Genomic DNA, 24615 nt, shown 5'->3' on the forward strand with positions numbered 1-24615 from the left:
AGTTCTGTTGGTGCTACATAATCTGCATCACCTATCGTTCCTGTTCCATCTGCAACTGTAAAGGTTACTACTGTATCTGTATCAGCTGCTGCACTTAATGTTACAGGGAATTCTGCTACAACCGTAGTGCCATCTGCTCCTTCTGTTACCGTTACATCGCCAATACTTACTACCGTAGCATCATCATTCGTTATTGTTCCTGTTCCTATATTTTCACCAACCGTAGTTGTGATTGTTCCATTATCTGTAGCCGTTAAGGTTACTAAGAAATCCTCATCTAATTCAACAGTCTCATCACCATTTACAACAACCGTTACAGTTCCTTCTGTCTCACCAGCAGGTATGGTTACTGTTAATGTAGTAGGTACTTCATAATCATTACCCCCTTCAACACTGTTACCAGCATTCTCAGCACTATCATCTGTTACCGTGAAAGTTACGGTAGTTGCTGTATCAGTTGGATTTGTTAAAGACACTGTAAACTCTGCGTTCACAGTTCCGGCATCACCCTCAGTTACTGTTACATCATTAATACTTACAACTGTATCATCATCGTTAGTAATCGTTCCTGTTCCTACATTATCTACACCATCTGTATCGTCAGTGTCTAACATTCCATTTGAAGTGCTCTCAAGAGTCACTGTAAATGTCTCATCCCCTTCTACAGTTGTGTCTCCCACTACAGGAATACTAATCGTTCCTGTTAATGTATTTGCAGGAATTGTGATAGATAATGTAGTAGGTGTTGTAAAGTCATTATCGGCAGCAGTTGCCGTATCATCCTGAATAGAGTAAGTAATTACTGTTGGCGTAGATGAAGGTTCTGTAAGTGTTACTACAAAATCTGCAGTTACTGTTCCAGTATTTCCTTCTATGATAGTAACATCTCCAATACTAACTAATGAACAAGCACTACTTTCTGTATCATCAAGGAAATCATAAACTCCATCACCATTAGTATCTTTTGGCTCTGTGTATCCCTCTCCATTTTCACCAGAAGTTACAAGTCCATTTACATCTACCGTTGCTGGTGATGTATTACCTAACTCTCCATCTTCGTTCGCTTTCGCGAAAGCGTCAGTAAAACCAGCCTCGATAGTATCATTACAACCATCATTATCTGAATCAATATCTAAATAATCTGGAAGTGCATCTCCATCTGTATTTTGTGCATTTATAAATACATGACTTGGATCATTATATAAGTTAATTCTACACTCGTCAAATTGAATAGAATAATAACGATCTACTTGAGCATTGGTTCTTTTATTTGCTCCAATTGTAAAGTTGAATGTATTAGTTTCTGTTTTTTGGAAAAATACTCTCCAAGGATTACCTGTATCAATAGGCTCGATTGGAGCACTACCGCTTCCATCTGCAATAAATTGAACTACACCACCATCTAATTGCTGAGCAATAACACGAGTAGGATTTCCAATAGAATATCCCGAAATATTTTGAACTCTATAAAATTCACGAATTGCACTAGTTTCTGGACCACCGTTAGACCCACTGTCAATATCTTGAATAAATCCGCCGATTCTATCTACGGTCGCATCAGTATTTGTATTATCCTGAACAAGTCTGAAATTAAATACTGCACTTCTATCTCCAGTGGTATTGGTACTATATCTAATGATAGGTTGAAAAGCAACTGTTCCTCCAGTAGTTTGATCTATATTTATAACTCTAGCTCCAGAGCTTATAGCTGTTAAAGTAACAAGTGCATCAATAGTATTTCCATCTGTATCAACTCCTACATCCTCAAAACGCCAAACAGAATTTACAAGACCAGCTCCGCCAGTTCCAGTTCCAGTCTGATATGTACCTCCATTGAAATCATAGTTTACACCAGTACATCCCGTACCTGCTGCCCCTACTCCTTCATAAAATCCGTACCCTTCAGTAACATCTGTGATACCATCATTATCATCATCACGATCTTCATTATTATTTACTCCGTCACCGTCAGAATCTTCATTGCTCGTGCGATCTCTAAAATCTACATTTCCTCCATCGTTAAGATCTCCTTGAGCCACTCCACCTACAATAGGTCCATCTGTATCTGGAAGACTTGACGTATTATTAATTGTTCCGTTAGGATCATTATAATTAGGAATTCCTCCAGCTAGTGGAGTATCTGTTTCATCTACAGCATTATCTAAACCGTCACCGTCTGTATCATTTCCTGATAACGTGATTCCTGCCTCTGCCGTATCATTTCCACCTTGATTATCTGAATCTAAATCTAAATAATCTGGGTTATCAACGGTATCTGTATTAACCGGGAAAAGACCAAGCTCTTCACCAGAATCGTTTACATAAACAGTAGGAAGTCCTGAAGCTGTAACATCTGTCACACCGCCAGTGGTTGTCACTGGGGTATAACCTAAAGTAGATTGCGCCTCATTATTATCTGGAATACCATCTCCATCTGCATCTAGATCTAAATGGTTAGGTACACCATCACCATCTGGATCAAGATTTGCACAAACACCATTTGCAAGCGTACAAAAATCTGCGTCTTGGTAATTTGGAATACCATCGCCGTCTGCATCTGCAGAAGGGTCGATACCACCAGACTCCACGGTATCAAGGATACCATCATTGTCATCATCGATATCTAATGTATTTATTACACCATCTCCATCAGTATCAGAACCATCAAAAAAATCATTTTCTTGTGATGACTCAAACCTAGTAATCACAACAGTTATTATATTGTCGTTAGCACCGTCAGCATCACTTAATGAAACAGTACTTGCAGGATCACTTTCCGTAATAGTGTAACTCCCATTGCCAGGCACTGTAAAACTATATTGTCCATTTGCATCTGTAGTCACAGTTTGTGTCGAATCTCCCGAAACATTTACAATGACCCCTTCTGCTGGAGCACCATCTACAAATACCTGTCCACAAATTATAGGGTTTGTAATAACATTTACTTCTTCAGTAGGGTACGCAATATCTTCAAACAATAAAGAGAACTGTCTATCTTCAAATCCTGGTGTTGCATTATAACCATCCTTACTAATGGTATATTGTATAGAGGTAAATGAGTTATAATAAGCCGTAAATGCATAATTAGGATCTGTATTAATCCCACCTACAATCCCAGCATCTGTAGACATTCCAATTAATTGAGAAGGGCTTGAATCGACTACAAGTGTTGAATTTGCTCCATTTGTATAATAAACATCTGGCGTCTCAAATTTTACGCGCTCAACATCAGTAAGTGTATTACTATCAAGGTCTAAGGCTGTAAAATATACTGATACTGCTTGAGGAATTGTCGTATCTGCTTGCACGTAAGATATCGTAAAGACCACTTCTTGACCATTTACTCCTGGCGTACCATCCATTTGAGGCTGGAAGGCTCTTGAAAAACCACCAAAACCAGGGATATTTTCCTCTTCACCATCAAGTACTAAAATTCCTGCTCCATTAACAAATGCGTCAATTGAAACTAAACAATCAAGACCCGCCGTTACATCTGAAAATCTAAACACATCTCCCACATCAAAAGCACCTGGAGCACCTCCTTCTGTCTCTACAACTACCGTATTTGCATCAAAGTTTGCAGAAGTAATAAATACTGGGTCATCATCACAAGATCTTGGAGATGGTGGTCCTGGATCTGGTGCAAAACCAAAATTACTAGTAAACGTATTTTGACCCGCGACTGTAGTATATGTTCTACCGTCATTACCAAAACCTTCTATTAAGACAGATCCACTTGGGATATCTGAATCATTTTCATCAACATTAATTACTGTATTCCCGCCAGCTACAAACGCAGAAAAATCGCCATTAGCGTCTGTGGTTACAACTTGAACTACATTTAAAGCATCAGTAATAGTAATTGTAACATTAGGAAGATTTGGCTCACTCGCATCTTGAAAGCCATTTGCATTTAAATCATTATATACATGACCACTTACGGTAGCTTGTGAGGTAACAATTGCCCCAAGACCACCATGTATGTCTGCTCCACCTCCATTTGCATTAGGAAAATCATTAGGATCTGTTACATCTAATAGATCTGCATTAAATGGTACATTATTATCAAAGAAAGAAATACCATAAACAGTATCTCCCACACTGTAACCTAAATCTGCAAGGGTAATTAAAGATATACCCACAACTTCAGTAATACCACCTACTCTATAAGGATTTCCAGTCGCTGTTGGACTATTTACTAAGAAACTCCACTCTAACGGAGCAGTTACAGCTCCAAAATCATTAGTGCCATCTACAGCATTTGCACCTCCTATTTCAATTATAGGACCAAATGAGGTAGGCTCACCAGTTACTGCATCTACAGAAAGAATAGGCGCTGCTCTATAACTACTATTACCATTTTTTTCAGGAGCAATAAAACCTACTTGAGTTAAACTAGCTGCCGAAGGAACATCAAAGGCTTGATAAAGAACATCTATTCTCTCAATATTTTGCGCTGTAATCGTAGCATTCTTAAAGACATCATTTGCACCCCTCGTTACAATTGGGTCTCTGAGAACTTCCTGCATTGAGCAGTCTCCTAAAGTTCCTGGAAAACTTGATTGATAATTAAAATCATTACCTCCGTTCTCAAAAACAAAGAAGCCACAACGATCTCCAGTAACCCCACCATTCCCGTCTACACGAACAATGTTATAACTAATTTGCGTAAAGTTATTATCTAAAAAATAGTTTTGTCCACCTAAGGTCACTGTAGACATCCTAAAGTCAGAACCTTGACCCCATGAATACGTGCTATTTACAGCAGTATTAGGATTTGTCTCTGAATACACCAAAGGAGTTGCTCCAGTCGTAACAAAAGTAGCTCCTGTCACAGGACTTTGAGCTAATAGGGTAAAACAAGAAGTAAAAAAGAAAAGCGTGTATAAAAGCGTTCTTTTCAAAGGAGTAAATTTTATCATATACTATAGGTAGCTGAAAGCATAAGCTTTCTGTTTTAGTCGCAATTAATGGGGGTAACTATAAAAACCATTACAAAAATACAATGGACTTAAAAAACGGATTTCAGAACTACGCATCTTCACTAAAAATTCGATTAAAGAGGCAAATAATTCGACGTTATACACATGTTATAAACAATTAAAATTCTAAACAACACATTTCCCCCTATGTACGCAATAAATAGCGTTAAGGTTTTAAAAAAAATAAAATTTGTTGATTCGCCTAACTCACTGAACATCAGAACAGATAAGGGATAAGCGGCTTCACACTCGAAAAATCTACCCCAAAACAGGATACAAATGATCTCTTAAAATATGTTAATATTCTAGCAGTCAACGAAGTAAAGAGTGTAAATTTTGATAATAATTAACAGATTTCCCTGCAATATTAAGCTTACAATTATGCTTCACTGAAAAAGCGTTTTTATCGTATTTCAGCGAAAAGAACGTACCGCTTAAAATCGTAAAATTTTAAAGAAAAAAGAAGAATAACGAATTTAAGAGCTTTTCTGGACAGATAATTAAAAAGACAAGCATGTGTTCATAATTTCCAAAAAACACCCTCAAACGAGTCGTGATAGCAGGCAAAATTACGCCTGCATAATTTTTTACTATTTCAAAATAGTAAGGTGATAGAATAAAATTATAAATGCAATTTTCGCGAAAGCGTAATAAAATTATCCTTTAATCAAGTTCCAAATGTCATTTCCAAAAATTACAACCATTAATCCCATCACAATGACAAAACCAATAATTTGACCTCTTTCTAATGTTTTTTCTGAAGGAGCCTTTCCAGAAATCATTTCATATAATAAAAACATAACATGACCTCCATCAAGTGCTGGAATAGGAAGGATATTTACAAAACCAAGCCAAACAGAAAACATCGCTGTGAATCCCCAGAATTTATACCAATCCCACTCTGGTGCCATCATCTCTACAATACCTATAGGACCTTTTACTTTCTTGTAACCTTGTACTTTTCTATTAAAGATTAATTTAAACTGGCGTACTTGCTTAGAAAGTACATCCCATGTCTTTGTAAGACCAGCAGGAATTGCCGCTCCTATACTATACTCATCTTTTACTAGCAACTCCTCTACGTTTGCACCTACTCCAAAGGAACGACCCTCGCCCACTGCAAAGGTTTTCTCTATACGTTGCCCGTCTCTATCAAGTGTCATAGCAACATCTCCACCTTTTACTTGATCAAAAAGAGATTGGAATTCTGTCCATTCATTAACAGGACTTCCATTAATAGCAACAATTTTATCTCCTACAAGAACGTCATTATTGTAAGCTATTGAGTCTTTGGCTACAAGACCTATAGTATTACTAAAACGCGGTCTTATAAAACGCTCTTCTGCATCAAGTACAGATTTTTTTGCTTCGTCTGGGATAGGGAATGTAAGTTCATTACCATCACGCACTACAGTAACATTATCGCCTAAAAGAATATCAATCTGTACATCGTCAAAACGAGTTACCGTTTTATCGTCTATTTTTATAACCTGGTCACCGTTGCGCAATCCTATCTCCTCTCCTACTTCACCTACAGCAATACCATACTTAAGACGGTCTGCAGGCACATACTCATCACCATAATACACAAGCATTGCACTATAAATAAACCACGCAAGAAGGACATTTACCGTCACACCACCTATCATCACAATAAGACGTTGCCATGCTGGTTTTGATCTAAACTCCCAAGGTTCTGGATCTTTTGCCATTTGCTCCTTGTCCATACTCTCATCAATCATTCCAGCAATCTTCACATAACCTCCAAGTGGAAGCCAGCCGATTCCATAAACAGTATCTCCTATTTTTTTCTTGAACAATGCAAACTTTACATCAAAGAAGAGAAAGAATTTCTCCACTTTAATCCCGAAGTAACGAGCTGGTGCAAAGTGACCAAATTCATGTAAAATTACAAGGATAGAAATAGCAAGCGTAAACTGGGCAATCTGTATAAAAGTCTCCATAGAAGGATATAAGTCAAATTTTGAACGCACAAAAATAGGCTTTTAGATGCGCATACTAAAGTTATATGAGCGTAGGATAGCATTTTTCAAGCCATACTTTATATAACTGCCACTTGGATTGTAACTTTGTAAAAAAATGCACTATGGCACATCATCTAGCTCGCTATAAAACACTGTTTATTACTCTCGGTATTCTTTCTGTCATTATTATGACCTTAATATATAGCCAACTCAAGGTGGCTCCTACTTTACCGGTCTACCAACCAGATATGGTTGATAAAGAACTCGTAGACAGCACTATGCAGTATGTTAAGAAGTATCATACTATTGCAGATTTTTCACTCACTAATCAGAATGAAAAGACCATCACGCAGAAGGATTATGAGAATCACATCTACGTAGCAGATTTTTTCTTCACCACTTGCCAGACCATTTGCCCTATCATGACAGAGCATATGGTACAAATACAAAAGGAGCTAGAGGGAGATACACTAGTTAAACTACTTTCTCACTCAGTAATCCCTACCTATGATACTCCAGAAGTTTTGAAGGCGTATGCCATAAAAAAGGGAGTAGATGACTCACGATGGAACCTTGTTACTGGTTCTCAAGAAGAAATTTTCACGCTTGCGCGAAAAAGTTATTTGGCCGTAAAAGATATACCAGGAACAGAAGATGATCTTGATATGGTTCACACTGAGAACTTTATGCTTATAGACAAAAAACGTCAAATACGTGGTTATTATGACGGTACAGATCCAGAAGCAATAGATCAATTACTTGAGGATATTGAGATTTTAAAGGCATCTTATGAGCCCAGGAAAGCTTGGTACCAAAAGATTTTTTAGAATGAATTACGTACGCTTTCGCGAAAGCGTAAAATGCATTACTTTTGTTATCTAAATTCAATCTAAATAAACATTGAAGAAAACAGTCGCCCATTTACAAAAAGGAGAACGCGCTATCATCATAGATGTGATGACAGACGAAGTTCCTCTTAAGCTACTCGAGATGGGTTGCCTACCAGGCAATGAAGTACGATTGATACAACTCGCACCATTTTCTGATCCTCTATATATAGATGTGAATGGAAGTCACCTTGCGATACGCCGAGAAACGGCTCTTCATATAATCATAGAAACGCCATCCTAAATTATGGCCAAACAGATTAACGTCGCCCTTATAGGAAACCCAAACACAGGTAAGACTTCTGTCTTTAACCATCTTACGGGTCTTAACCAACAAGTAGGTAACTACCCGGGGATTACTGTAGAAAAGAAAGAAGGTATCTGTAAACTAGATCGTGGTGTAAAAGCACACATCTTAGACTTACCCGGCACTTATAGCCTTAACGCATCATCTCTTGATGAAAATGTGGTTATAGAGTTACTTCTTAATAAGAATGATAAGGATTATCCAGATGTTGCCGTTGTGATATCTGACGTTGAGAACTTAAAGCGCAACCTGCTTCTTTTTACTCAAATTAAAGATCTTGGCATCCCTACTATTCTTGCTATTAACATGGCAGATCGTATGGAGCGCAAGGCAATCTCTCTTGACATTCCCAAGATGGAAGAACGCCTTAAAACAAGAATTGCACTTATAAGCAGCCGTAAAAACACGGGGATAGACACGCTCAAAGAACTTATTACCGAGTACAGATCTATCAATACAGAACCTTGTATTAATGCTTCTGTAATTGCTCCAGAATATTTTGACAGATTACGTAAAGCATTCCCAAAACAAGATTTATACAAGTTATGGCTTGTAATCACCCAAGACGTAAACTTTGGAAAACTAGAGCGCAACGAGATGAAAACCATCTCTTCTTTTAAAACTGAGTCAGAGAGTAATCTTAAAAGACTACAGCAAAAAGAAACGATTGTTCGCTACAAATATATCAATGAAGTGTTGAGAGAAACTCAAACTATAGATGTAGCAAATGCAAAAGATTTAAGAGCTCGCTTAGACCGTATACTTACACATAAGGTGTGGGGTTACGTGATTTTCTTTGCCATATTACTACTCATTTTTCAAGTAATATATGACTGGTCACAGTATCCTATGGATGCTATAGACTCCGCATTTGCTAGTATGAGTGAGTGGGTGCAAAATAACCTTCCAGAAGGCAAACTCACAGACCTTCTAGCAGAGGGTATTATTGCTGGACTAGGTGGAATCGTAATTTTTATCCCTCAGATTGCCTTTTTGTTCCTCTTTATCTCTGTACTAGAAGAAAGTGGCTATATGAGTCGCGTGGTTTTCTTAATGGATAGAGTGATGCGTCGTTTTGGACTGAGTGGTAAATCTGTAGTTCCTCTTATTTCTGGAACTGCTTGTGCCATCCCTGCGGTTATGGCAACACGTAACATTGAGAACTGGAAAGAGCGATTAATCACCATACTAGTTACTCCATTTACTACCTGTTCGGCGAGATTACCTGTGTATTTGATTATCATTTCACTAGTAATTCCTGATGAGAAGTTTCTATTTTTTAATCTACAGGCACTTACGTTGATGCTTATGTATCTCATAGGCTTTGGTGCTGCGATAGGTTCTGCGTGGATTCTCAATAAAATTCTTAAGATAAAAAGCAAGTCATTTTTTGTAGTAGAAATGCCTAACTATAAAATGCCACTTCTTAAAAACGTAGGAATCAATGTTCTTGAAAAAACAAAATCCTTTGTAGTAGATGCAGGTAAGATTATCCTTGCTATTAGCATTGTTTTATGGGTACTAGCTTCCTTTGGACCTAATGAAAAGTTCAATCAAGCAGAAGATATTGTAACCACGCAGCTAGAAGCAGCTGGAGGCATAAACACATTTCCAGATGTGGAAGCTTACCAAGCAGAAATAAACAAACTAGTTGCGAGCCAGAAGCTAGAACATAGTTACATAGGCTATATGGGTAAAGCAATAGAGCCTATTGTAGAACCACTAGGTTATGACTGGAAAATAGGAATTGCCCTTATTACTTCGTTTGCCGCAAGAGAGGTTTTTGTGGGAACACTAGCCACCATATATAGTGTAGGTGACGCCGAAGAAGAGACTATCAAGAACCGTATGGCTGGAGAAGTAAATCCTGTTTTGGGCACTCCAAGGTTTAATTTTGCTAGCGGAATTTCCTTATTACTCTTTTATGCATTTGCAATGCAGTGCATGAGTACGCTGGCTATTGTAAAAAGAGAAACAAACACTTGGAAATGGCCTGCAATACAGCTTGTAGCGATGACTGCAATTGCATATGTAGCAGCACTTGCGGCTTACCAGATTTTAAAATAATTTGTAAGCTAGACACTTATTTAACTACTAAGAACGTATGGAACTTATACAAAACATTATCGTGATTCTTATTTTTCTAGTAGCCCTAGGGTACCTAGTTACAAAGTTTGTATGGACACCAGCTTTCCTAAAAAAGAAAGACGACAGCGGCTGCGGCACTGGGAGTTGTGGGTGTTAATTACTCACTTCTACTCGTAAATAATAATCACTTGCTTGAATTTTTGATAAAGATGTAGGGTACGGAGCTAGCCCATTAATTGATATTACAAGACCTTCTTCTGAGTATATAGGCGCTACTCGCCCACCATTGAGTATAATTTCTTTAGTGGTTTTTCTACCACTTTCACTAGTTATTTCTACAAGCACTTTAGCATTTCCTGCCCAGATACAATCTACTCCTTTTGGACATCTACTATCTTCAAGAACTTCAACTAATCTTATCGTTGTTTCTTCTATCTGCGCTAGTTTTCCGTTATAAGCTTTAATATAAATCTTAGGAACCTCTACTGTTGTGGAGTCTTGCGCTTTCGCGAAAGCGGAAAAAAGAAATATAATCGCAACGATGTAATAGGTTTTCATAATGTTAGTTTTTACACAGCCTAAACAAATAGACACTTGTGCTTTATATTGCTAAATACTCCAAAAGCAATGCCATGTTGCAAATTACCCTCTAAATAAGAAAAAATCATCTTTCATATGTTCAATATGCTCATCCTTATTTGTGATAATATATTCTAGCGCCAGATCTGTAAACTCTTTACCTTTTGGTGTGAGTGCAACAATCTCCTTATCAATTTTAATAAGATTATTTTTTTCGGCGAGTTCAAGTACCGTTTCAGATCTCACTTTTTGCCAATTTATATGCTCATTGAGATGCTTCACGTGCCTCTCACTTTCCTCTTCATGGTTATTGAGGTGTAATAAAAAAGTAAGTAACGACACTTCTGTGCGCTGCTGTCGCTGTCTATACATCACTGCAATAAGCCCTTTACTGGGCGCAAAAAGATAAACTGCAAGAAATACTAATCCTAGCACTGTCGTCATAGATCCTGCGATAGATGCATCTAGAAAATGAGCCATCCAATAACCACCAATTGCCGAAAAGACTCCAAATATCACCGAAAGCACTAACATCTTTTTTAAGTCTGATGTAAGTAAATAGGCCGTTGCTGCGGGCGCAATCATAAGTGCCACAACAAGTACTGCTCCTACCGCCTCAAAAGCACCAACAACCGTTACTGAAGAAATAGTCATTAATCCATAATGTAAAACCACCGGAGAAAAACCAAGCGCTGCAGACAAACCTGCATCAAAGGTACTCACCTTAAGTTCTTTAAAGAACGCAAAGAGCATTCCCACAGTGATGCTTAAAATTGCTCCCATCACCCACAGTGACTTAGGCCCTACATCTGTTCCACCTATAATAAGCCTATCAAAAGGCGCAAATGCCAGTTCGCCCAGCAATACCGCATCCACATCAAGGTGCACATCGTTTGCATTTTTAGCAATAAGAATAACGCCTATACTAAAGAGTGCTGGAAAAACGAGTCCTATAGCGGTGTCCTCTTTTACCAATCCAGTTTTCTGGATAGACTCTACCATCACAACAGTAATAACACCCGTCACTGCTGCCAGTAAAATTAATAGTGGCGAGTTGAGATCTTCAGTAATAAAAAAGCCAATTACAATCCCTGGTAATATAGAGTGACTAATGGCGTCACTTATAAGTGCCATTTTACGTAGCACCAAAAAGACCCCTGGAATGGCACAAGCAATGGCTACTACAGCGGCAATCAATTGTATTTCTATTTGTGCATCCATTAGTTATTGTTATATAAGTTTGCGGCTGCATCGTATCCTTTATCCGTAAGTGACCAGTTTTGCCCTTTCACTTTTACCCATTCTTTTTCTTCGAGCTCTTTGAGCGTAGACTTTGTATATCCCTGAAAGTTATTCAAAATTTTTATAGCATGGGGATGTGATATCCTCTCATGAGTTTTTGCAATATCAAACATAAACTGTAATGTCTTCTGGAGCTCTAGATCTCTTCTGTTTTGATATTTACGTAGTTGTTTAAAAAGAATACCTCGTCCAGGAGAAAAGATGAATGAAAAAAGTACAAATACACTAGCCACAAGTACAATCACTGGACCTGTAGACAAGTTGTTTTGGCTAGCACTAATTGCCGTCCCAAAAACTCCTGAAAACGCACCAAATATAGCTGCGAGTACAATCATCACGCTCAGCTTATTTGTCCACTGCCTTGCCGCTGCTGCAGGCGCGAGTAGCATCGCACTCATTAATACAACTCCTACAGTTTGTAGTCCTAGTACAATAGCAAGCACGATAAAAAAGGTAATAAGTATATCAATAAAACGAGTGTTGAACCCTAAGGTTTTGGTGTAGTCTGCATCAAAAAGTAAGATTTTAAACTCCTTCCAGAATAGTAACATGATAACTAGACAAATCCCTGTAACTACTGCCATCAACGTCACATCCTTCTCCACTAGCGTTGCCGCCTGACCAAAGAGATATTTATCAAGCCCCGCTTGGTTTGCATTTGGTTGTTTCTGTATAAACGTAAGCAACAACATTCCAAAACCAAAAAATAACGACAAAACAAGCCCTAGTGCTGTATCACTTTTAAGATGTGTTTTGGTAACCATCCCACGTATCCAGAAAGTCCCTATAAGTCCGCTTACTAAAGCTCCTAGCAACAATACATTAGTATCCTTTGTACCTGTGATTAAAAAAGCTATAGCAATACCAGGCAGCGCAGCATGAGAAATCGCATCACCAAGTAAACTTTGCTTTCTAAGCACTGCAAAACTACCAAGCATACCACAAATAGCACCAAGTATAGCAGTACCCAGCGTGATGGTTCTGAGGGTATAGTCAGAGAAGAGTTGAGAAAAATATTCTGAGAGTTCCATGGGTTATTAGTTTGTAGGACTTAGGATGCACCGCTGGTGTCTGTAGGACGCTTCGCTTGTAGTGAAAAAAATCTAATCTAATTTTAAACTTTTCTTTAAGCCCATTATCATTTTTGCAATTTCTTGTAATTGTTTTCTAGTATTATCATTCTGTTCTTGAGAAATATACTTTTTTCTAGTTGCAACGGTAGAGCACGTAACACATTCCTTAAGAGAATCCCAGGCCATATTTAAATACCTATTGAATTGTTTATTTGTATCACCGTGACCCTCACTAATATTTAATGCTATAGAAAGAGCCGCCCTACCATATTGACTCGATAGTCGATATCTCTCTTTTTGTGGAAATGTATCAATCAATGCATCAGCTGCATCAATAAAGTCTAGTGCTTTCTGATAAACAGTTAACTTTTCAAAATTGAATACTACTTTTTCCATCTTAATAATTTTTATATTGAAATCAATTCCATGTTCCAACCTTAATTTTTTTTACAAAAGCAACGCAAACAACTTATACTACAAGCATCGCGTCCTAACAGTTCCGCAGGAACGTCCTACCGTCTACAAGCTATTGATTTACCGCCACCTTGTAATTAATTCCATAAGTCTTGGTAAGATTGTCATCATTAAAGATGTCTCTCACGGGCCCTGTTGCGATTTTCTTTACATTTAAAAAAGTTACCCAGTCAAAATATTCTGGTACCGTTTGTAAATCGTGATGTACTACTACTACCGTTTTTCCTGCTTTACGTAATTCCTTAAGGATATTGATAATAGCAATCTCCGTGGTTGCGTCTACTCCCTGAAAAGGCTCATCCATAAAATAGATGGCTGCATCTTGCACTAATGCTCTCGCAAGGAAAACACGCTGCTGCTGCCCTCCTGATAGTTGGCTTATTTGTCTCCCCTTAAACGGAAGCATCCCAACTTTCTCTAGTGCTTCTAATGCTGCTCTTTTTTCCTTACTTCCAGGACGTTTTATCCAGCCTAGTTTTCCATAGGTTCCCATAGTTACCACGTCAAGCGCCGTGGTGGGAAAATCCCAGTCTACACTACCCTTTTGAGGGACGTATGCTACGAGTTTTCGTTGCTTATCATAAGGCTTTCCATAGATAGAAACGCTACCAGCAATAGGATCTATAATGCCGAGTATGGATTTTATAAGCGTAGACTTACCCGCGCCATTAGGGCCTACAATAGCCATAAGTACTCCTTCTGGCACCTCTAGATCAATGTCCCAAAGCACCGGCTTGTAGTTATATGCAACCGTAAGGTCGTCTACGCGAATGGCTATTTTTGAATCTGACATATTGTTATTTTAAAGCTTCTACAATGGTGGTGACGTTATATTTAAACATCCCTATGTATGTTCCCTCTACACTTCCTGCGTTACCTAAAGCATCACTATATAATGAACCACCTATCACTACTTCTTGTCCTCTAGATTGTACCGCTGCCTGCAATGCCTCAATCGTTCTTCTAGGTACAGAACTTTCTACAAAAATGGCTTTTACCTTCTTATCAATAATAAACTGAGAAAGGCGCTGTACATCTTTTACTCCTGCCTCTGTAGCGGTAGATAGCCCTTGCAATCCTACTACTTCAAAACCGTAACTTTTTCCAAAGTAATTAAACGCATCATGGGCCGTAACAAGAATCCTTTTTTCGGCTGGGAGTGTAGCTATTGTAGCTTTGATTTCAGCTTCCAGCTCATCTAATTGTGCAAGATAATTTTGGGCATTTGCTTCGTAGCTTTTTGCGTTCTGAGGATCTTTTCGCGAAAGCGTACTTACCACCTCTGCCGCAAATTGCTTAAAATACTGAATATTAAACCACACATGCGGATCATAGTTAGATGCAAAATAATCTGAACCTATGAGGGTTGTTTTATCCAGTGACTCTCCAAGAGGAACTTGCGTCACTTGAGTGGCATTCATCTTTTCAAAAACTTCTACCAGCTTACCCTCTAGATGTAGCCCATTATAGAAAATCACATCTGCTCCAGCGAGTTTTGTAACGTCACCAGCACTTGCTTTGTATAAGTGAGGATCTACACCGGCACCCATCAACCCTTCAAGATTAATGAGATCACCTCCTATATTTTTTACAAGATCTGTAATCATTGAGGTGGTAGCAACTACATTTAATTTTCCGTTACTTTCTTTCTCACCCCTGCAACTTATAACGCTTAAAGTGAAAATGACAATTACTATATATAGACTCTGTTTCATTATTTCTTATTTTTTATCTATTCTAAAACTAACTCCCGCACTGACCAATAAATCTTGTCCATCTGTAATACTCTGACCGATTGTTGCATCGAGTTGCACTAATGGAGCAATGGCATATGTGAGACCAGCATCCCAAAAATGGTTTGCGCTATTATCTTCTGGGAAATCCCCATAGACTTCAGCATAAGCGCCTAACTTATCTGTTATCGCATAGCCATATGCAAACGTATAAATGTATGCTAGCTCTGGGGAGTCACCTCCATACTGACCCCCTAAATTGTATGCAATCCCTGATCGCTCACCAAGTGTATGATTAAACGCAAAGCGAAAATCTGCACTAGTAAATTCTGGCTTAAAGTCTGTACTTGCGGTAAATGGAAGAAATAAATGACCTATTAAACCTATTTCTGGTTTCCAGCCATCTTCTTTTGTAATCGCCACTTTTGCTCCAAAAAGTAACGGAGACATCCCGTTAAGGCTACTCGCTTCTTGATCATTGATTAATGTCTCCACTTCTTGGTATGCCCATCCCACTCTAAGCTCGAGATTATCTAGTATCCCATAACGCAGCAGCGTAGTATTGTAACCCCACACGCGTTCTTCTATATTATTCTGTTCATACGTGGTTGTGTAAGCTCCCGTCTCTACCTGTAGGCTTCCTCTAGGTACCACCGTAGGAGACTCTGTTGCATCCGGGCGATCTGTAATTAAGCCTGGAGTTGTGGTTTCTTGGGCAAAAATAATTGCGGTATTGGCCAACATTAATAATGAAGTAAGGGTAACTAATTGTTTCAACGTTGTTGATTTTGGTAATTATTAAATCTGGATATACAGATTATCTGCTATCTTTTTGGAGATAAAAAACTGTTCTTTTTTAACTTGTATAACCATCGAGCCGTCAAAAAACTCTCGCCCTAGTACTTTTATAGTTGCTCCAATAGCTATATTCCTTTTATCTAAAAATTGAAGAAACTCTGCCGATGTTTCTCGTACTCCCACGAGCTGCCCAGTGTTGCCCTTATTTAATTCTGACAGCAACTTTTTTATAGCACTTTTTATATTTCCATTTTTATCTGGAATAGGATCTCCATGCGGATCATAATCTGGATAGTCAAGAAATTTGTCTAAGCGATTAATAAGCTCCGTAGAGTTTACATGTTCTAATTGCTCTGCAATATGGTGTACCTCATCCCACTGGAAATTGAGTTTTTCCACCAGAAAAACTTCCCAAAGCCTGTGTTTGCGTACAATATAAATCGCTGCTTTTTCGCCCTCTTTTGATAAGCGAGCACCTCTATATTTTCGGTAAGAAACTAAGCCTTTGTCTGCTAGTTTTTGCACCATATCTGTGGCACTAGACGCCTTAGTTTGCATCGTTTCTGCAAGTGCGTTTGTGCTTACCTCCTTGTTAAATTCTTGCTCAAGGTGAAAGATTGTTTTAAGATAATTTTCTTCTGCGAGTGTGTACATATATTAATCAAAGGTAGCAAACAGAAGTAGAGTAGTAAAAAAATATATTTAGTCTTGTCTAAAAACCATCACTAATATCATGCACCTTAAACGTTTGTGTTAATTAAAATAATAAATAATCACACTATAATTCACTTTCCTATATTTATCAAAATTACAATAAGATGCAAAGAGTAAAAGTCACCGCTCCCCTACAATCATGGGATATTTTTTCAGAATACTTAGTTGCTAGAGCTATTAAAGCTGCTAGGGAACTCGATTATTCTCAGGTGGCAGATTTCATCTCAAAGTACAATTGGGATTTTGATACTTCGCTACTAGCAACAGAAGATTTTACCACGATTGTAGTAACAGATCGTGACCAAGTTATCCAATGGGTGAATAGTGGTTTTACAGAAATGACTGGCTACCCAAGAAATCATGCTGTGGGTAAACACCCTCGTTTTTTACAAGGACCAGAAACCTCAAAAGAAACCAAGAAAGTTATAAGTAACACACTACGTCTTGAAAAACCTGTAGTCAAGCAACTACTTAATTATAAAAAAGACGGCACGCCATATCTCTGTGATATAAAAATTATTCCTCTTTTTAACAAAGATCAAGAACTCACACACTTCATGGCGCTTGAAAAGAAAGCGCGTGTGGCTTAACATGTACTTATCTACTCTTTACTGCTAATAGGTAAGACTTCATCAAAGACATTTATTTAAACTTGACCCACATGTTTTACTTGTGGGTTTTTTGATTTGTTATGCTTTCCGAAAGTGAATATCCCTGTAAAACATAATAGCCCTGTAGACTACAATATGCAAGACAAAAATCCTAATCTATCTATTTTTTTAATCACTTAAATGGGAAAAATCATATAAATAGTACGAATTACTACCTAAAACCACGAAAATCTACAAAAAATTAACACACTCACCAATTTAATATAAATTACTGATATACAGCAGACTAAGCTGGTAAAAAAAAAAAAAAAACGGATGGGAAGATTTATAAATCTTCCTACCTAACTCATTATTTACTAGTATTTTAATATCAATAAGTTATATGTTTACAACGATTAATCATCTAGTATACTAGCAATTAAATAATAGACTTGTATTGCGCAATATAAATCTCTTATTTAACCAATTATGATCGTAAATCTTGAGAGCGACTTTAAAGAATTCTGGAGATAAATTTTATATTTAAAAAAATGAAAAAATCATTATTTCTGATTGGACTAATATTAGTTGTATTCGCATCCTGCAGCACAGACATAACCGAAACAGAGCTTATAACGGAAAATAACAACTCTGTTATAACAGAGAAAAACCTAATTGATTTAAAAACTACGGCATTAAAAGAATTCGAAGAAAACTCTTACAATTTAATTTTTGAATATAATAAAGATTTAGATTTTAATAGAATTTCTAAAAAAATAGATTCCCAAGAAAACAATGTGTATTCAATTAATTTAAAATCACTTGAGGCAAACGAACTAGAGTCTCAGTATTTACTACAAATGAATATGCTATATAATTTCGGGTCGTCTCTAATAAACTCTAATCTATTTGAAGAAAATACTACACTAGAGAATAGAAAAATTTACGTAGAAGAAATATTAATTGACTTATTCAAAAACCACTATATCAGTAAAGCGAATAACTCTATTAGAAGTAGCTGTGGTCCTTCCTACCGTCGCTGTCTAGAACATGCAGAAACAGCACATGCAATCAGAATGGGTGGCTGTGTAGCTGCAGCAGTTATCAGTGGAGTAGTTTCGGGTGGTATCGGAAGTATAGTATTCGTACCTTGTGCAGTGTCATCTGGTCTTTTGTTCGAAAATGATAGAAGCTATTGTTCTGATTCACATTGTGATCGATAAAAATTTTCTTATGGATTCTAAAAAATTAAAAGTTGCGTATCTAATTCTAGCAGGAGTGGTACTACTATTAACTTCTATATATGTCTTATTTATAGAAGACATTCAAAAAAGTGTCTCTTATGTGGTTCCATTGACCGGTCTTATTCTTTTAATGATAGTATTCTTCGTTATGATATTTATATACGAGCAAAAACATCCACCGAAACCTTGGCAAAACAAAGTTGGTATATTATTAATAATACTTATGTCAATTTATTGCATTTTTTCACTAGTTCAAATTCTGTGATAAGCATATACAATTATCTTCAAAGTGCTGTATTTCAACCTACAGCACTTTTATTCTATTAGTAGTTAATTAACCAGCTCTTTCACCTTTTCATAAACCAGATCACCTTCCCAACCTCTGTAGGTAAGATAGTCTGCTAGTTTTTTACGCTTGCGGTATTTATCGGTTTCTGAGGAGAGTTGTTCATAACGCTTTCGCGAAAGCGTATTAAAAACCGTATCATACTCCTCATCTTCTATCTCAAGTAAGGCTGTTTTAAGATTATAAGCCCCTATGCCGCGTTGTTTGAGTTCGCGGGTGATTCTTACCCTTCCCCAGCTTTTATGACGAAATTTACCCCTCGCAAAGGCTTTTGCAAAACGCTCTTCGTTTAAAAAGTTGTGCTCTAGTAAATGACCTATCACCACATCTATCGCGTCTGGTATCATACGCATGTCTCGTAACTTTTGAGCCACTTCTTTATGACAACGGTCTTGGTAAGCGCAGTAGGCTTCTAGCTTACGTTTTGCTTCTTCTACAGTATATGTTTTTACGGGTTGTTGCACTAAACAAAAGTACTTGTTTGCAAGGATACCTTTTTTACAAAAGGGCATAAAAAAACCCCATTCTCAAAAGAGAATGGGGTTTTTGCTAATTTTCAATCTTAATATCCTTACCAGAAGCGTCTGTAAAGTTATACTCAAGATACGTGTATGCATCTCGTGGCATTACTTTTACCCACTTCTTGTGATCTAAAAACCATTTAGATCGTATGGACGGGAAGCCTTTTGTTAAATAGGCTGCTACAAATGGGTGTGCATGTAGCGTCACCTTCTTTGTTCCAGATTTTAATATGCGGTTGAGCTGTCCTTGAAGTTTCTCTACAATTACAATAGGAGCTTCTATCTCATTAGTACCACCGTTAGGATTTTCTTCACGGGTCTTAATGTTCATTTCTGGACGTACTCGCTGCCTAGTGATTTGGATGAGTCCAAATTTACTAGGAGGTAAGATTTTGTGTTTTGCGCGGTCATCTTTCATCTCATCTTTGAGGTGATTAAATAACTGTCGGCGGTGTTCAGCTTTACCCATATCGATAAAATCGATTACGATAATTCCTCCCATATCACGGAGGCTAAGCTGACGTGCAATTTCTGAAGCGGCGATCATGTTTACCTCAAGTGCTGTGTCTTCTTGACTTTTGGCTTTATTTGATCTGTTACCACTGTTTACGTCTACAACGTGCAAGGCTTCTGTGTGTTCAATTACAAGATAAGCACCACGACTCATTGATACTGTCTGGCCAAAAGACGTTTTAATCTGTCTCTCTACTCCAAATTTCTCAAAAATAGGCAGTTGGTTATTATATAATTTCACAATATTCTCCTTGTGTGGAGCAATCTCGCTTAAGTAATCCTTAATTTGATAATACAACGTCTCATCATCTACTGTGATGCTCGTAAAGCTATCGTTAAAAATATCCCTTAGGATAGACGATGCACGATTCATCTCTCCTAGTACTTTGCTAGGATGGTGAGCGTTTGGAATTTTTTTGCTCATAGTGGTCCATTTGTCCACTAGATTTTGCAGGTCTTTGTCTAGTTCTGCAACTTTTACACCTTGAGCTACTGTGCGTACAATAACGCCAAACCCTTTAGGTCTGATACTTGTTACAAGTCTTTTAAGACGTGCTTTTTCTTCTTTACTCTCAATCTTTTGTGAGATAGAGATACGGTCAGAAAAAGGAACGAGAACAATATAACGTCCAGCTATGGATAACTCGCTACTTATACGAGGTCCCTTGGTCGAGATAGGTTCTTTTGCAATCTGTACAAGTACACTTTGTTTAGACTTAAGAACTTCGGCAATTTTACCGTTTTTGTCTATGTCTTTCTCAAAGGTGAAATTTTGTAAGGAATAGTCTTTTAATTTACCTGTAGTAACACTTTTTATGTATTTCTGAAGCGTAGGAAGTTTAGGACCGAGGTCATGGTAATGCAAAAATGCATCTTTCTCATAGCCCACATTTACAAATGCGGCGTTGAGACCAGAAACGGTCTTTCTTACGTTTGCGATATAAATATCACCTACGTTAAACTTATTTTTATCTTCTTCTTTATGAAGTTCTATAAGTTTTCCATCTTTTAATAAGGCAAAATCAACTACGGAGGAACTAGATCTAATGATCAATTCTTTATTCACTGTGTAGTAATTTTATCCCAATAGATATCGGGATGGTTGATAATTCTAATTCATTACAGATTGTGGTGTATGCCATATGCATACGTTGTGTAATAAATACCGGTGCAATAATGACGTACCGTAGGTGCTGGTAGTGCTGTTATTGCAATGTCAATGAACGCAGTATTACACCCAGAGGGTGTAATAAAAGAAAAAGTAGTCTTAAGACTACTTTTTCTTCTTGTGGCGATTTGCTCTACGTCTTTTCTTACGTTTGTGAGTCGCTACCTTGTGTCTTTTTCTTTTTTTACCGCTTGGCATAAAAATGATAGTTTTTAATTACTTATTAGTCTACACTAACGTTCGTTTTTACACCTTCTACAAAAACTTTAGCAGGCTTGAACGCTGGAATATTATGTGCTGGTATTTTGATAGTCGTATTTTTTGAAATATTTCTACCTGTTTTTTCCGCTCTGGTTTTGATAATAAAGCTACCGAATCCTCTTAAGTACACGTTATCTCCACCTTCTAAAGAAGTTTTTACTTCTTCCATGAAAGATTCAATAGTTGCTTGCACGTCATTTTTTTCGATACCTAGTTTCTCAGAAACTTTAGCTACGATATCAGCTTTAGTCATAATGTCAAATATTTAGGGGTTAAAAATTCAAGACTGCAAATATAGGGATTATAATAACAAAGAATCAAACATAATCTTTTAAAAAATAGATACATAACATCTAGCTTTGTGTAAAACCCTATTTTACATTGTCATTTTCTAACAAACTCATTGCCTGGTACTTAGAACACAAACGCGATATGCCATGGCGCAACACTAAGGACCCTTATAAGATTTGGCTCTCAGAAATTATTCTTCAACAGACGAGAGTAGCGCAAGGATTACCCTATTATTTGGCTTTTACAAAGTCATTTCCTACAGTACAAGATCTTGCAAATGCAACCGAAGAGGAAGTACTTAAACTTTGGCAAGGATTAGGCTATTATTCCCGTGGTAGAAACCTCCACGCATCTGCTCAAATTATTGTAAATGAGTATGGCGGAGTCTTTCCAAACACCTATGAAGAAATTAAAAAGTTAAAAGGAGTAGGTGATTATACGGCAAGTGCCATTGCAAGCATAAGCTTTAACGAGCCTACTGCGGTGGTAGATGGTAATGTATATAGAGTCCTCTCAAGGGTATATGGTATAGATACTCCTATAAATAGTACGCCCGGGATTAAAGAGTTTAAAGCACTAGCCCAAGAACTCATAGATGTAAAACGCCCAGCAGATTTTAATCAAGCTATTATGGAGTTTGGCGCGATACAATGCAAACCTCAAAATCCATACTGCCTACATTGCATATATAATGACAAGTGCGTAGCATTACAAAAGAACAAAGTTTCTGAACTTCCTGTAAAGCTTAAAAAGACTAAAGTGCGTAATCGCTACCTCAACTATCTTGTCTTTAGAGATAAAGAAGGGAAAACATTTTTAAATCAACGTACCGGCAAGGGGATCTGGCAAGGACTCTATGAGTTCCCAGTAATTGAACTTGATGCCGCGCTTACTGATGGTGAAGAATCCCGCTTTCGCGAAAGCGTTACAACCTCAAAGCATGCTCAAGAAATGAACATTACAGAGGTGGCAAGATTTAATGAGAAACCAATCGTTCATAAATTATCTCACCAGCACCTCCATACTACCTTCTGGGTGGTTGATGTAACAGCCACTGGTGCAAAAGGAACACCCTTAGCAACTATAAGAGATTTTCCTGTACCTATATTGATAGGTAGATTTTTAGAAGAGTTTTTACCTCAATAGTTCGTTACTCTAAAACAGTCTTAAGCTCCTTTCTATAATCTGAAGGATTCTGACCTGTAAAGGCTTTAAATTTTTTATTAAAGTGGGAGAAATTATTAAAACCGCTCTCATAGCACACTTGGGTAATACTCATGGGTTGCTCTGCAAGCAATCTAGATGCATGGACGAGTCGGTACTCATTTACAAACTGCGTAAATGTTTTATGAGTGATTTTTTTAAAATAGCGACAAAATGATGGAATGGTCAAGTTTGTTATGCTAGCCATTTCCTCTAGAGGTATCTCCTCTTTAAAATGTGTTTTTACATAATTAAAGACCTCATTAATACGGTTATTATCTTTTACATCAGAGAGCAATGAGAATCCATCTGCATTAAGTATTCTAAACTCTTTTGTAGTTGCCAGCTCATTTAAAACAGTTATTTGAGTCATGAGACGATTAAAATCTGACTGATGCTCCATAGATTCCATCATTGCTCCTACTCTACTTTTGGTCTCACCAGAAAATACAATCCCACGTTGTGCTACTTGTAATAACCTTTTTATTGCCGCTGTTTCCGGAAGGTTAAAGAATGTATCGCCCAAGTAATCTGCTTTCATATGTATAACGGTCTCACTCTTATTACCCGTGAGTTCATCTGTAAAACCACAATGAGGTAAATTACTACCTACAAGAATGAGTGTACCCCATGTATAATAAGACAAGTTACTTCCCACCTGTCGTCTTCCTGTACCACCGTTTACATAAACTAGCTCAATCTCTGGGTGATAATGCCACAGACTGTTATCATTAATATGATGCTCATCAAATCGTTGATACGTAAATGAGTTTCCAAAATCTGGAGTAATAGATTCAAAAGTGGGTTTATGCAGAAGCATGACCTTTTTTTTTACAAATTTATAAATGACTATAAAATGAAAACTACATTAATTTACCTTAAATGTGTTCTAAATTAACACATACACCCCTATTAACCATACTGTAGGTTAAAAATGAACATATTTCTGCACAATTAGCAGTGGTGATCCCTTAATAACCACCGTATGTTTGTACCATAATAAATAATTAATCAATTACTTAAATCAACAGTTATGAAACAGACACTAAAATTTTCAGCAATTGCATTTTTATTATTTACTGCTATCACAACATTTGCAGCTACTAGTGAGATGACACATTATGACGTACAACCTGAGCTTTTAATTGAGACTTCAAATCCAGGTGATAAAATCAAAAAAGCGTCTAACGCAATAGACAAAGATGTTTTTACAGAAGGAACAGACATGGTATATGTGAGTTTTTCTAATCCAGAATTACAAACTATCAAGCTCGAAGTGAGAGATGGTCTTAATCGTATCGTTTACTCAAAAGAGATTGACGGAGAAGCTTCTGTAAGTAAAACATTCAATTTTGAAGGGGCTTACAAAGGATACTACACTATCCAAATTGAAAATGAAAAAAAGAGCTTTAGTAAAGAGTTTGAAATACTATAATATCTGTTTGCTTGCAGTAAACAATTAGTATGCTTAGTTATCCCTAGATGGTAGTTCGTCTAGGGATTTTTTTGTTCATTTATTTCTTGCAACAACCCCTTAATCTCAAAAAAAGAACGCC

At 37.3% G+C, this 24615-nt stretch carries 22 protein-coding genes; 8 read left to right on the forward strand and 14 right to left on the reverse strand.

The window, feature by feature from the left end:
- Together ACJJVW_RS05875 and rseP are read right to left on the reverse strand one after the other, a co-directional pair.
- The coding region (locus tag ACJJVW_RS05875; RefSeq protein WP_405251029.1) for a Calx-beta domain-containing protein at positions 1-4904 on the reverse strand (4904 nt) is incomplete at its 3' end.
- A gap of 734 nt (positions 4905-5638) precedes the next feature.
- Positions 5639-6946 carry an RIP metalloprotease RseP gene (rseP, locus tag ACJJVW_RS05880; protein ID WP_298323867.1) on the reverse strand — a complete coding sequence of 436 codons (1308 nt, stop codon included), beginning with the start codon at positions 6944-6946 and terminating at the stop codon, positions 5639-5641.
- Positions 6947-7089: 143 nt separating this feature from the next.
- Between rseP and ACJJVW_RS05885 the strand changes: the two genes are divergently transcribed.
- The 4 genes from ACJJVW_RS05885 (at position 7090) to ACJJVW_RS05900 (ending at position 10406) form a co-directional block, all read left to right on the forward strand.
- The gene (locus ACJJVW_RS05885) at positions 7090-7794 is read left to right on the forward strand and encodes an SCO family protein (protein WP_405251030.1); all 705 of its coding nucleotides are present in this window, start codon (positions 7090-7092) and stop codon (positions 7792-7794) included.
- A 73-nt stretch (positions 7795-7867) separates the two neighbouring features.
- Positions 7868-8098, forward strand: a complete 231-nt coding sequence (locus ACJJVW_RS05890) for a FeoA family protein (protein WP_108877254.1) — start codon at positions 7868-7870, stop codon at positions 8096-8098.
- A 3-nt stretch (positions 8099-8101) separates the two neighbouring features.
- Positions 8102-10228 carry a ferrous iron transport protein B gene (gene feoB / locus ACJJVW_RS05895; protein ID WP_405251031.1) on the forward strand — a complete coding sequence of 709 codons (2127 nt, stop codon included), beginning with the start codon at positions 8102-8104 and terminating at the stop codon, positions 10226-10228.
- A gap of 37 nt (positions 10229-10265) precedes the next feature.
- The gene (locus ACJJVW_RS05900) at positions 10266-10406 is read left to right on the forward strand and encodes a FeoB-associated Cys-rich membrane protein (protein ID WP_108877256.1); all 141 of its coding nucleotides are present in this window, start codon (positions 10266-10268) and stop codon (positions 10404-10406) included.
- Here ACJJVW_RS05900 and ACJJVW_RS05905 read toward each other — a convergent pair.
- From ACJJVW_RS05905 to ACJJVW_RS05940, 8 genes are all read right to left on the reverse strand, one after another.
- A complete protein-coding gene (locus ACJJVW_RS05905) occupies positions 10403-10807 on the reverse strand; it encodes a hypothetical protein (protein WP_298323821.1) in 405 nt (134 codons plus the stop codon). The genes ACJJVW_RS05900 and ACJJVW_RS05905 overlap by 4 nt on opposite strands.
- Positions 10808-10891: 84 nt before the next feature.
- Entirely contained in the window at positions 10892-12049 is a 1158-nt protein-coding gene (locus tag ACJJVW_RS05910; RefSeq protein ID WP_405251032.1) for a metal ABC transporter permease, read from the reverse strand.
- On the reverse strand, positions 12049-13161 hold the full coding sequence (locus ACJJVW_RS05915; protein ID WP_405251033.1) for a metal ABC transporter permease: 1113 nt from the start codon (positions 13159-13161) through the stop codon (positions 12049-12051). Before ACJJVW_RS05915 ends, ACJJVW_RS05910 begins: the two co-directional genes overlap by 1 nt.
- Before the next feature lie 72 nt (positions 13162-13233).
- Complete coding sequence (locus tag ACJJVW_RS05920; protein WP_396597519.1) at positions 13234-13599, reverse strand: four helix bundle protein; 366 nt, start codon at positions 13597-13599, stop codon at positions 13234-13236.
- Positions 13600-13729: 130 nt separating this feature from the next.
- Complete coding sequence (locus ACJJVW_RS05925; protein WP_405251034.1) at positions 13730-14470, reverse strand: metal ABC transporter ATP-binding protein; 741 nt, start codon at positions 14468-14470, stop codon at positions 13730-13732.
- A gap of 4 nt (positions 14471-14474) precedes the next feature.
- Positions 14475-15392, reverse strand: a complete 918-nt coding sequence (locus ACJJVW_RS05930) for a metal ABC transporter solute-binding protein, Zn/Mn family (RefSeq protein WP_405251035.1) — start codon at positions 15390-15392, stop codon at positions 14475-14477.
- Between the two features lie 6 nt (positions 15393-15398).
- Positions 15399-16187: a transporter gene (locus tag ACJJVW_RS05935; protein ID WP_405251036.1), complete on the reverse strand. Its 789-nt coding sequence runs from the start codon at positions 16185-16187 to the stop codon at positions 15399-15401.
- Positions 16188-16208: 21 nt separating this feature from the next.
- Positions 16209-16862 carry a metal-dependent transcriptional regulator gene (locus ACJJVW_RS05940; protein ID WP_013750882.1) on the reverse strand — a complete coding sequence of 218 codons (654 nt, stop codon included), beginning with the start codon at positions 16860-16862 and terminating at the stop codon, positions 16209-16211.
- Between the two features lie 164 nt (positions 16863-17026).
- Here ACJJVW_RS05940 and ACJJVW_RS05945 point away from each other — a divergent pair, with 164 nt between their 5' ends.
- Together ACJJVW_RS05945 and ACJJVW_RS05950 are read left to right on the forward strand one after the other, a co-directional pair.
- Positions 17027-17512: a PAS domain-containing protein gene (locus ACJJVW_RS05945; protein ID WP_405251037.1), complete on the forward strand. Its 486-nt coding sequence runs from the start codon at positions 17027-17029 to the stop codon at positions 17510-17512.
- Positions 17513-18063: 551 nt separating this feature from the next.
- Complete coding sequence (locus ACJJVW_RS05950; protein ID WP_405251038.1) at positions 18064-18735, forward strand: hypothetical protein; 672 nt, start codon at positions 18064-18066, stop codon at positions 18733-18735.
- Positions 18736-19086: 351 nt separating this feature from the next.
- Here the strand turns inward: ACJJVW_RS05950 and ACJJVW_RS05955 are convergent, their stop codons facing one another.
- The 3 genes from ACJJVW_RS05955 to ACJJVW_RS05965 form a co-directional block, all read right to left on the reverse strand.
- Positions 19087-19614, reverse strand: coding sequence for a regulatory protein RecX (locus ACJJVW_RS05955; RefSeq protein ID WP_405251039.1), 528 nt, complete (start codon positions 19612-19614; stop codon positions 19087-19089).
- A gap of 37 nt (positions 19615-19651) precedes the next feature.
- Positions 19652-21202, reverse strand: coding sequence for a ribonuclease E/G (locus tag ACJJVW_RS05960; protein ID WP_298323804.1), 1551 nt, complete (start codon positions 21200-21202; stop codon positions 19652-19654).
- Positions 21203-21527: 325 nt separating this feature from the next.
- Entirely contained in the window at positions 21528-21818 is a 291-nt protein-coding gene (locus ACJJVW_RS05965; RefSeq protein ID WP_013750876.1) for an HU family DNA-binding protein, read from the reverse strand.
- Between the two features lie 128 nt (positions 21819-21946).
- Here ACJJVW_RS05965 and mutY point away from each other — a divergent pair, with 128 nt between their 5' ends.
- A complete protein-coding gene (mutY, locus tag ACJJVW_RS05970; RefSeq protein ID WP_405251040.1) occupies positions 21947-23002 on the forward strand; it encodes an A/G-specific adenine glycosylase in 1056 nt (351 codons plus the stop codon).
- 4 nt (positions 23003-23006) lie between these two features.
- Here mutY and ACJJVW_RS05975 read toward each other — a convergent pair whose 3' ends face one another.
- Complete coding sequence (locus ACJJVW_RS05975) at positions 23007-23879, reverse strand: AraC family transcriptional regulator (RefSeq protein WP_405251041.1); 873 nt, start codon at positions 23877-23879, stop codon at positions 23007-23009.
- Between the two features lie 213 nt (positions 23880-24092).
- Here ACJJVW_RS05975 and ACJJVW_RS05980 point away from each other — a divergent pair, with 213 nt between their 5' ends.
- Complete coding sequence (locus tag ACJJVW_RS05980; protein WP_298323793.1) at positions 24093-24494, forward strand: DUF3244 domain-containing protein; 402 nt, start codon at positions 24093-24095, stop codon at positions 24492-24494.
- Positions 24495-24615: the final 121 nt, after the last annotated feature.

The sequence above is a fragment of the Dokdonia sp. Asnod3-C12 genome, assembly GCF_045063975.1.
Classification (GTDB): Bacteria; Bacteroidota; Bacteroidia; order Flavobacteriales; family Flavobacteriaceae; genus Dokdonia.

What these genes read in the sequence shown, in the direction of transcription:
- ACJJVW_RS05940 (WP_013750882.1), bottom strand. Translation starts at nt 16,862, where the DNA reads ATGTACACACTCGCAGAAGAAAATTATCTTAAAACAATCTTTCACCTT.
- ACJJVW_RS05920 (WP_396597519.1), bottom strand. Translation starts at nt 13,599, where the DNA reads ATGGAAAAAGTAGTATTCAATTTTGAAAAGTTAACTGTTTATCAGAAA.
- rseP (WP_298323867.1), bottom strand. Translation starts at nt 6,946, where the DNA reads ATGGAGACTTTTATACAGATTGCCCAGTTTACGCTTGCTATTTCTATC.
- ACJJVW_RS05950 (WP_405251038.1), top strand. Translation starts at nt 18,064, where the DNA reads ATGAAAAAATCATTATTTCTGATTGGACTAATATTAGTTGTATTCGCA.
- ACJJVW_RS05930 (WP_405251035.1), bottom strand. Translation starts at nt 15,392, where the DNA reads ATGAAACAGAGTCTATATATAGTAATTGTCATTTTCACTTTAAGCGTT.
- ACJJVW_RS05945 (WP_405251037.1), top strand. Translation starts at nt 17,027, where the DNA reads ATGCAAAGAGTAAAAGTCACCGCTCCCCTACAATCATGGGATATTTTT.
- ACJJVW_RS05905 (WP_298323821.1), bottom strand. Translation starts at nt 10,807, where the DNA reads ATGAAAACCTATTACATCGTTGCGATTATATTTCTTTTTTCCGCTTTC.
- ACJJVW_RS05980 (WP_298323793.1), top strand. Translation starts at nt 24,093, where the DNA reads ATGAAACAGACACTAAAATTTTCAGCAATTGCATTTTTATTATTTACT.
- ACJJVW_RS05955 (WP_405251039.1), bottom strand. Translation starts at nt 19,614, where the DNA reads ATGCCCTTTTGTAAAAAAGGTATCCTTGCAAACAAGTACTTTTGTTTA.
- feoB (WP_405251031.1), top strand. Translation starts at nt 8,102, where the DNA reads ATGGCCAAACAGATTAACGTCGCCCTTATAGGAAACCCAAACACAGGT.
- ACJJVW_RS05900 (WP_108877256.1), top strand. Translation starts at nt 10,266, where the DNA reads ATGGAACTTATACAAAACATTATCGTGATTCTTATTTTTCTAGTAGCC.
- ACJJVW_RS05885 (WP_405251030.1), top strand. Translation starts at nt 7,090, where the DNA reads ATGGCACATCATCTAGCTCGCTATAAAACACTGTTTATTACTCTCGGT.
- ACJJVW_RS05925 (WP_405251034.1), bottom strand. Translation starts at nt 14,470, where the DNA reads ATGTCAGATTCAAAAATAGCCATTCGCGTAGACGACCTTACGGTTGCA.
- ACJJVW_RS05910 (WP_405251032.1), bottom strand. Translation starts at nt 12,049, where the DNA reads ATGGATGCACAAATAGAAATACAATTGATTGCCGCTGTAGTAGCCATT.
- ACJJVW_RS05965 (WP_013750876.1), bottom strand. Translation starts at nt 21,818, where the DNA reads ATGACTAAAGCTGATATCGTAGCTAAAGTTTCTGAGAAACTAGGTATC.
- ACJJVW_RS05975 (WP_405251041.1), bottom strand. Translation starts at nt 23,879, where the DNA reads ATGCTTCTGCATAAACCCACTTTTGAATCTATTACTCCAGATTTTGGA.
- ACJJVW_RS05915 (WP_405251033.1), bottom strand. Translation starts at nt 13,161, where the DNA reads ATGGAACTCTCAGAATATTTTTCTCAACTCTTCTCTGACTATACCCTC.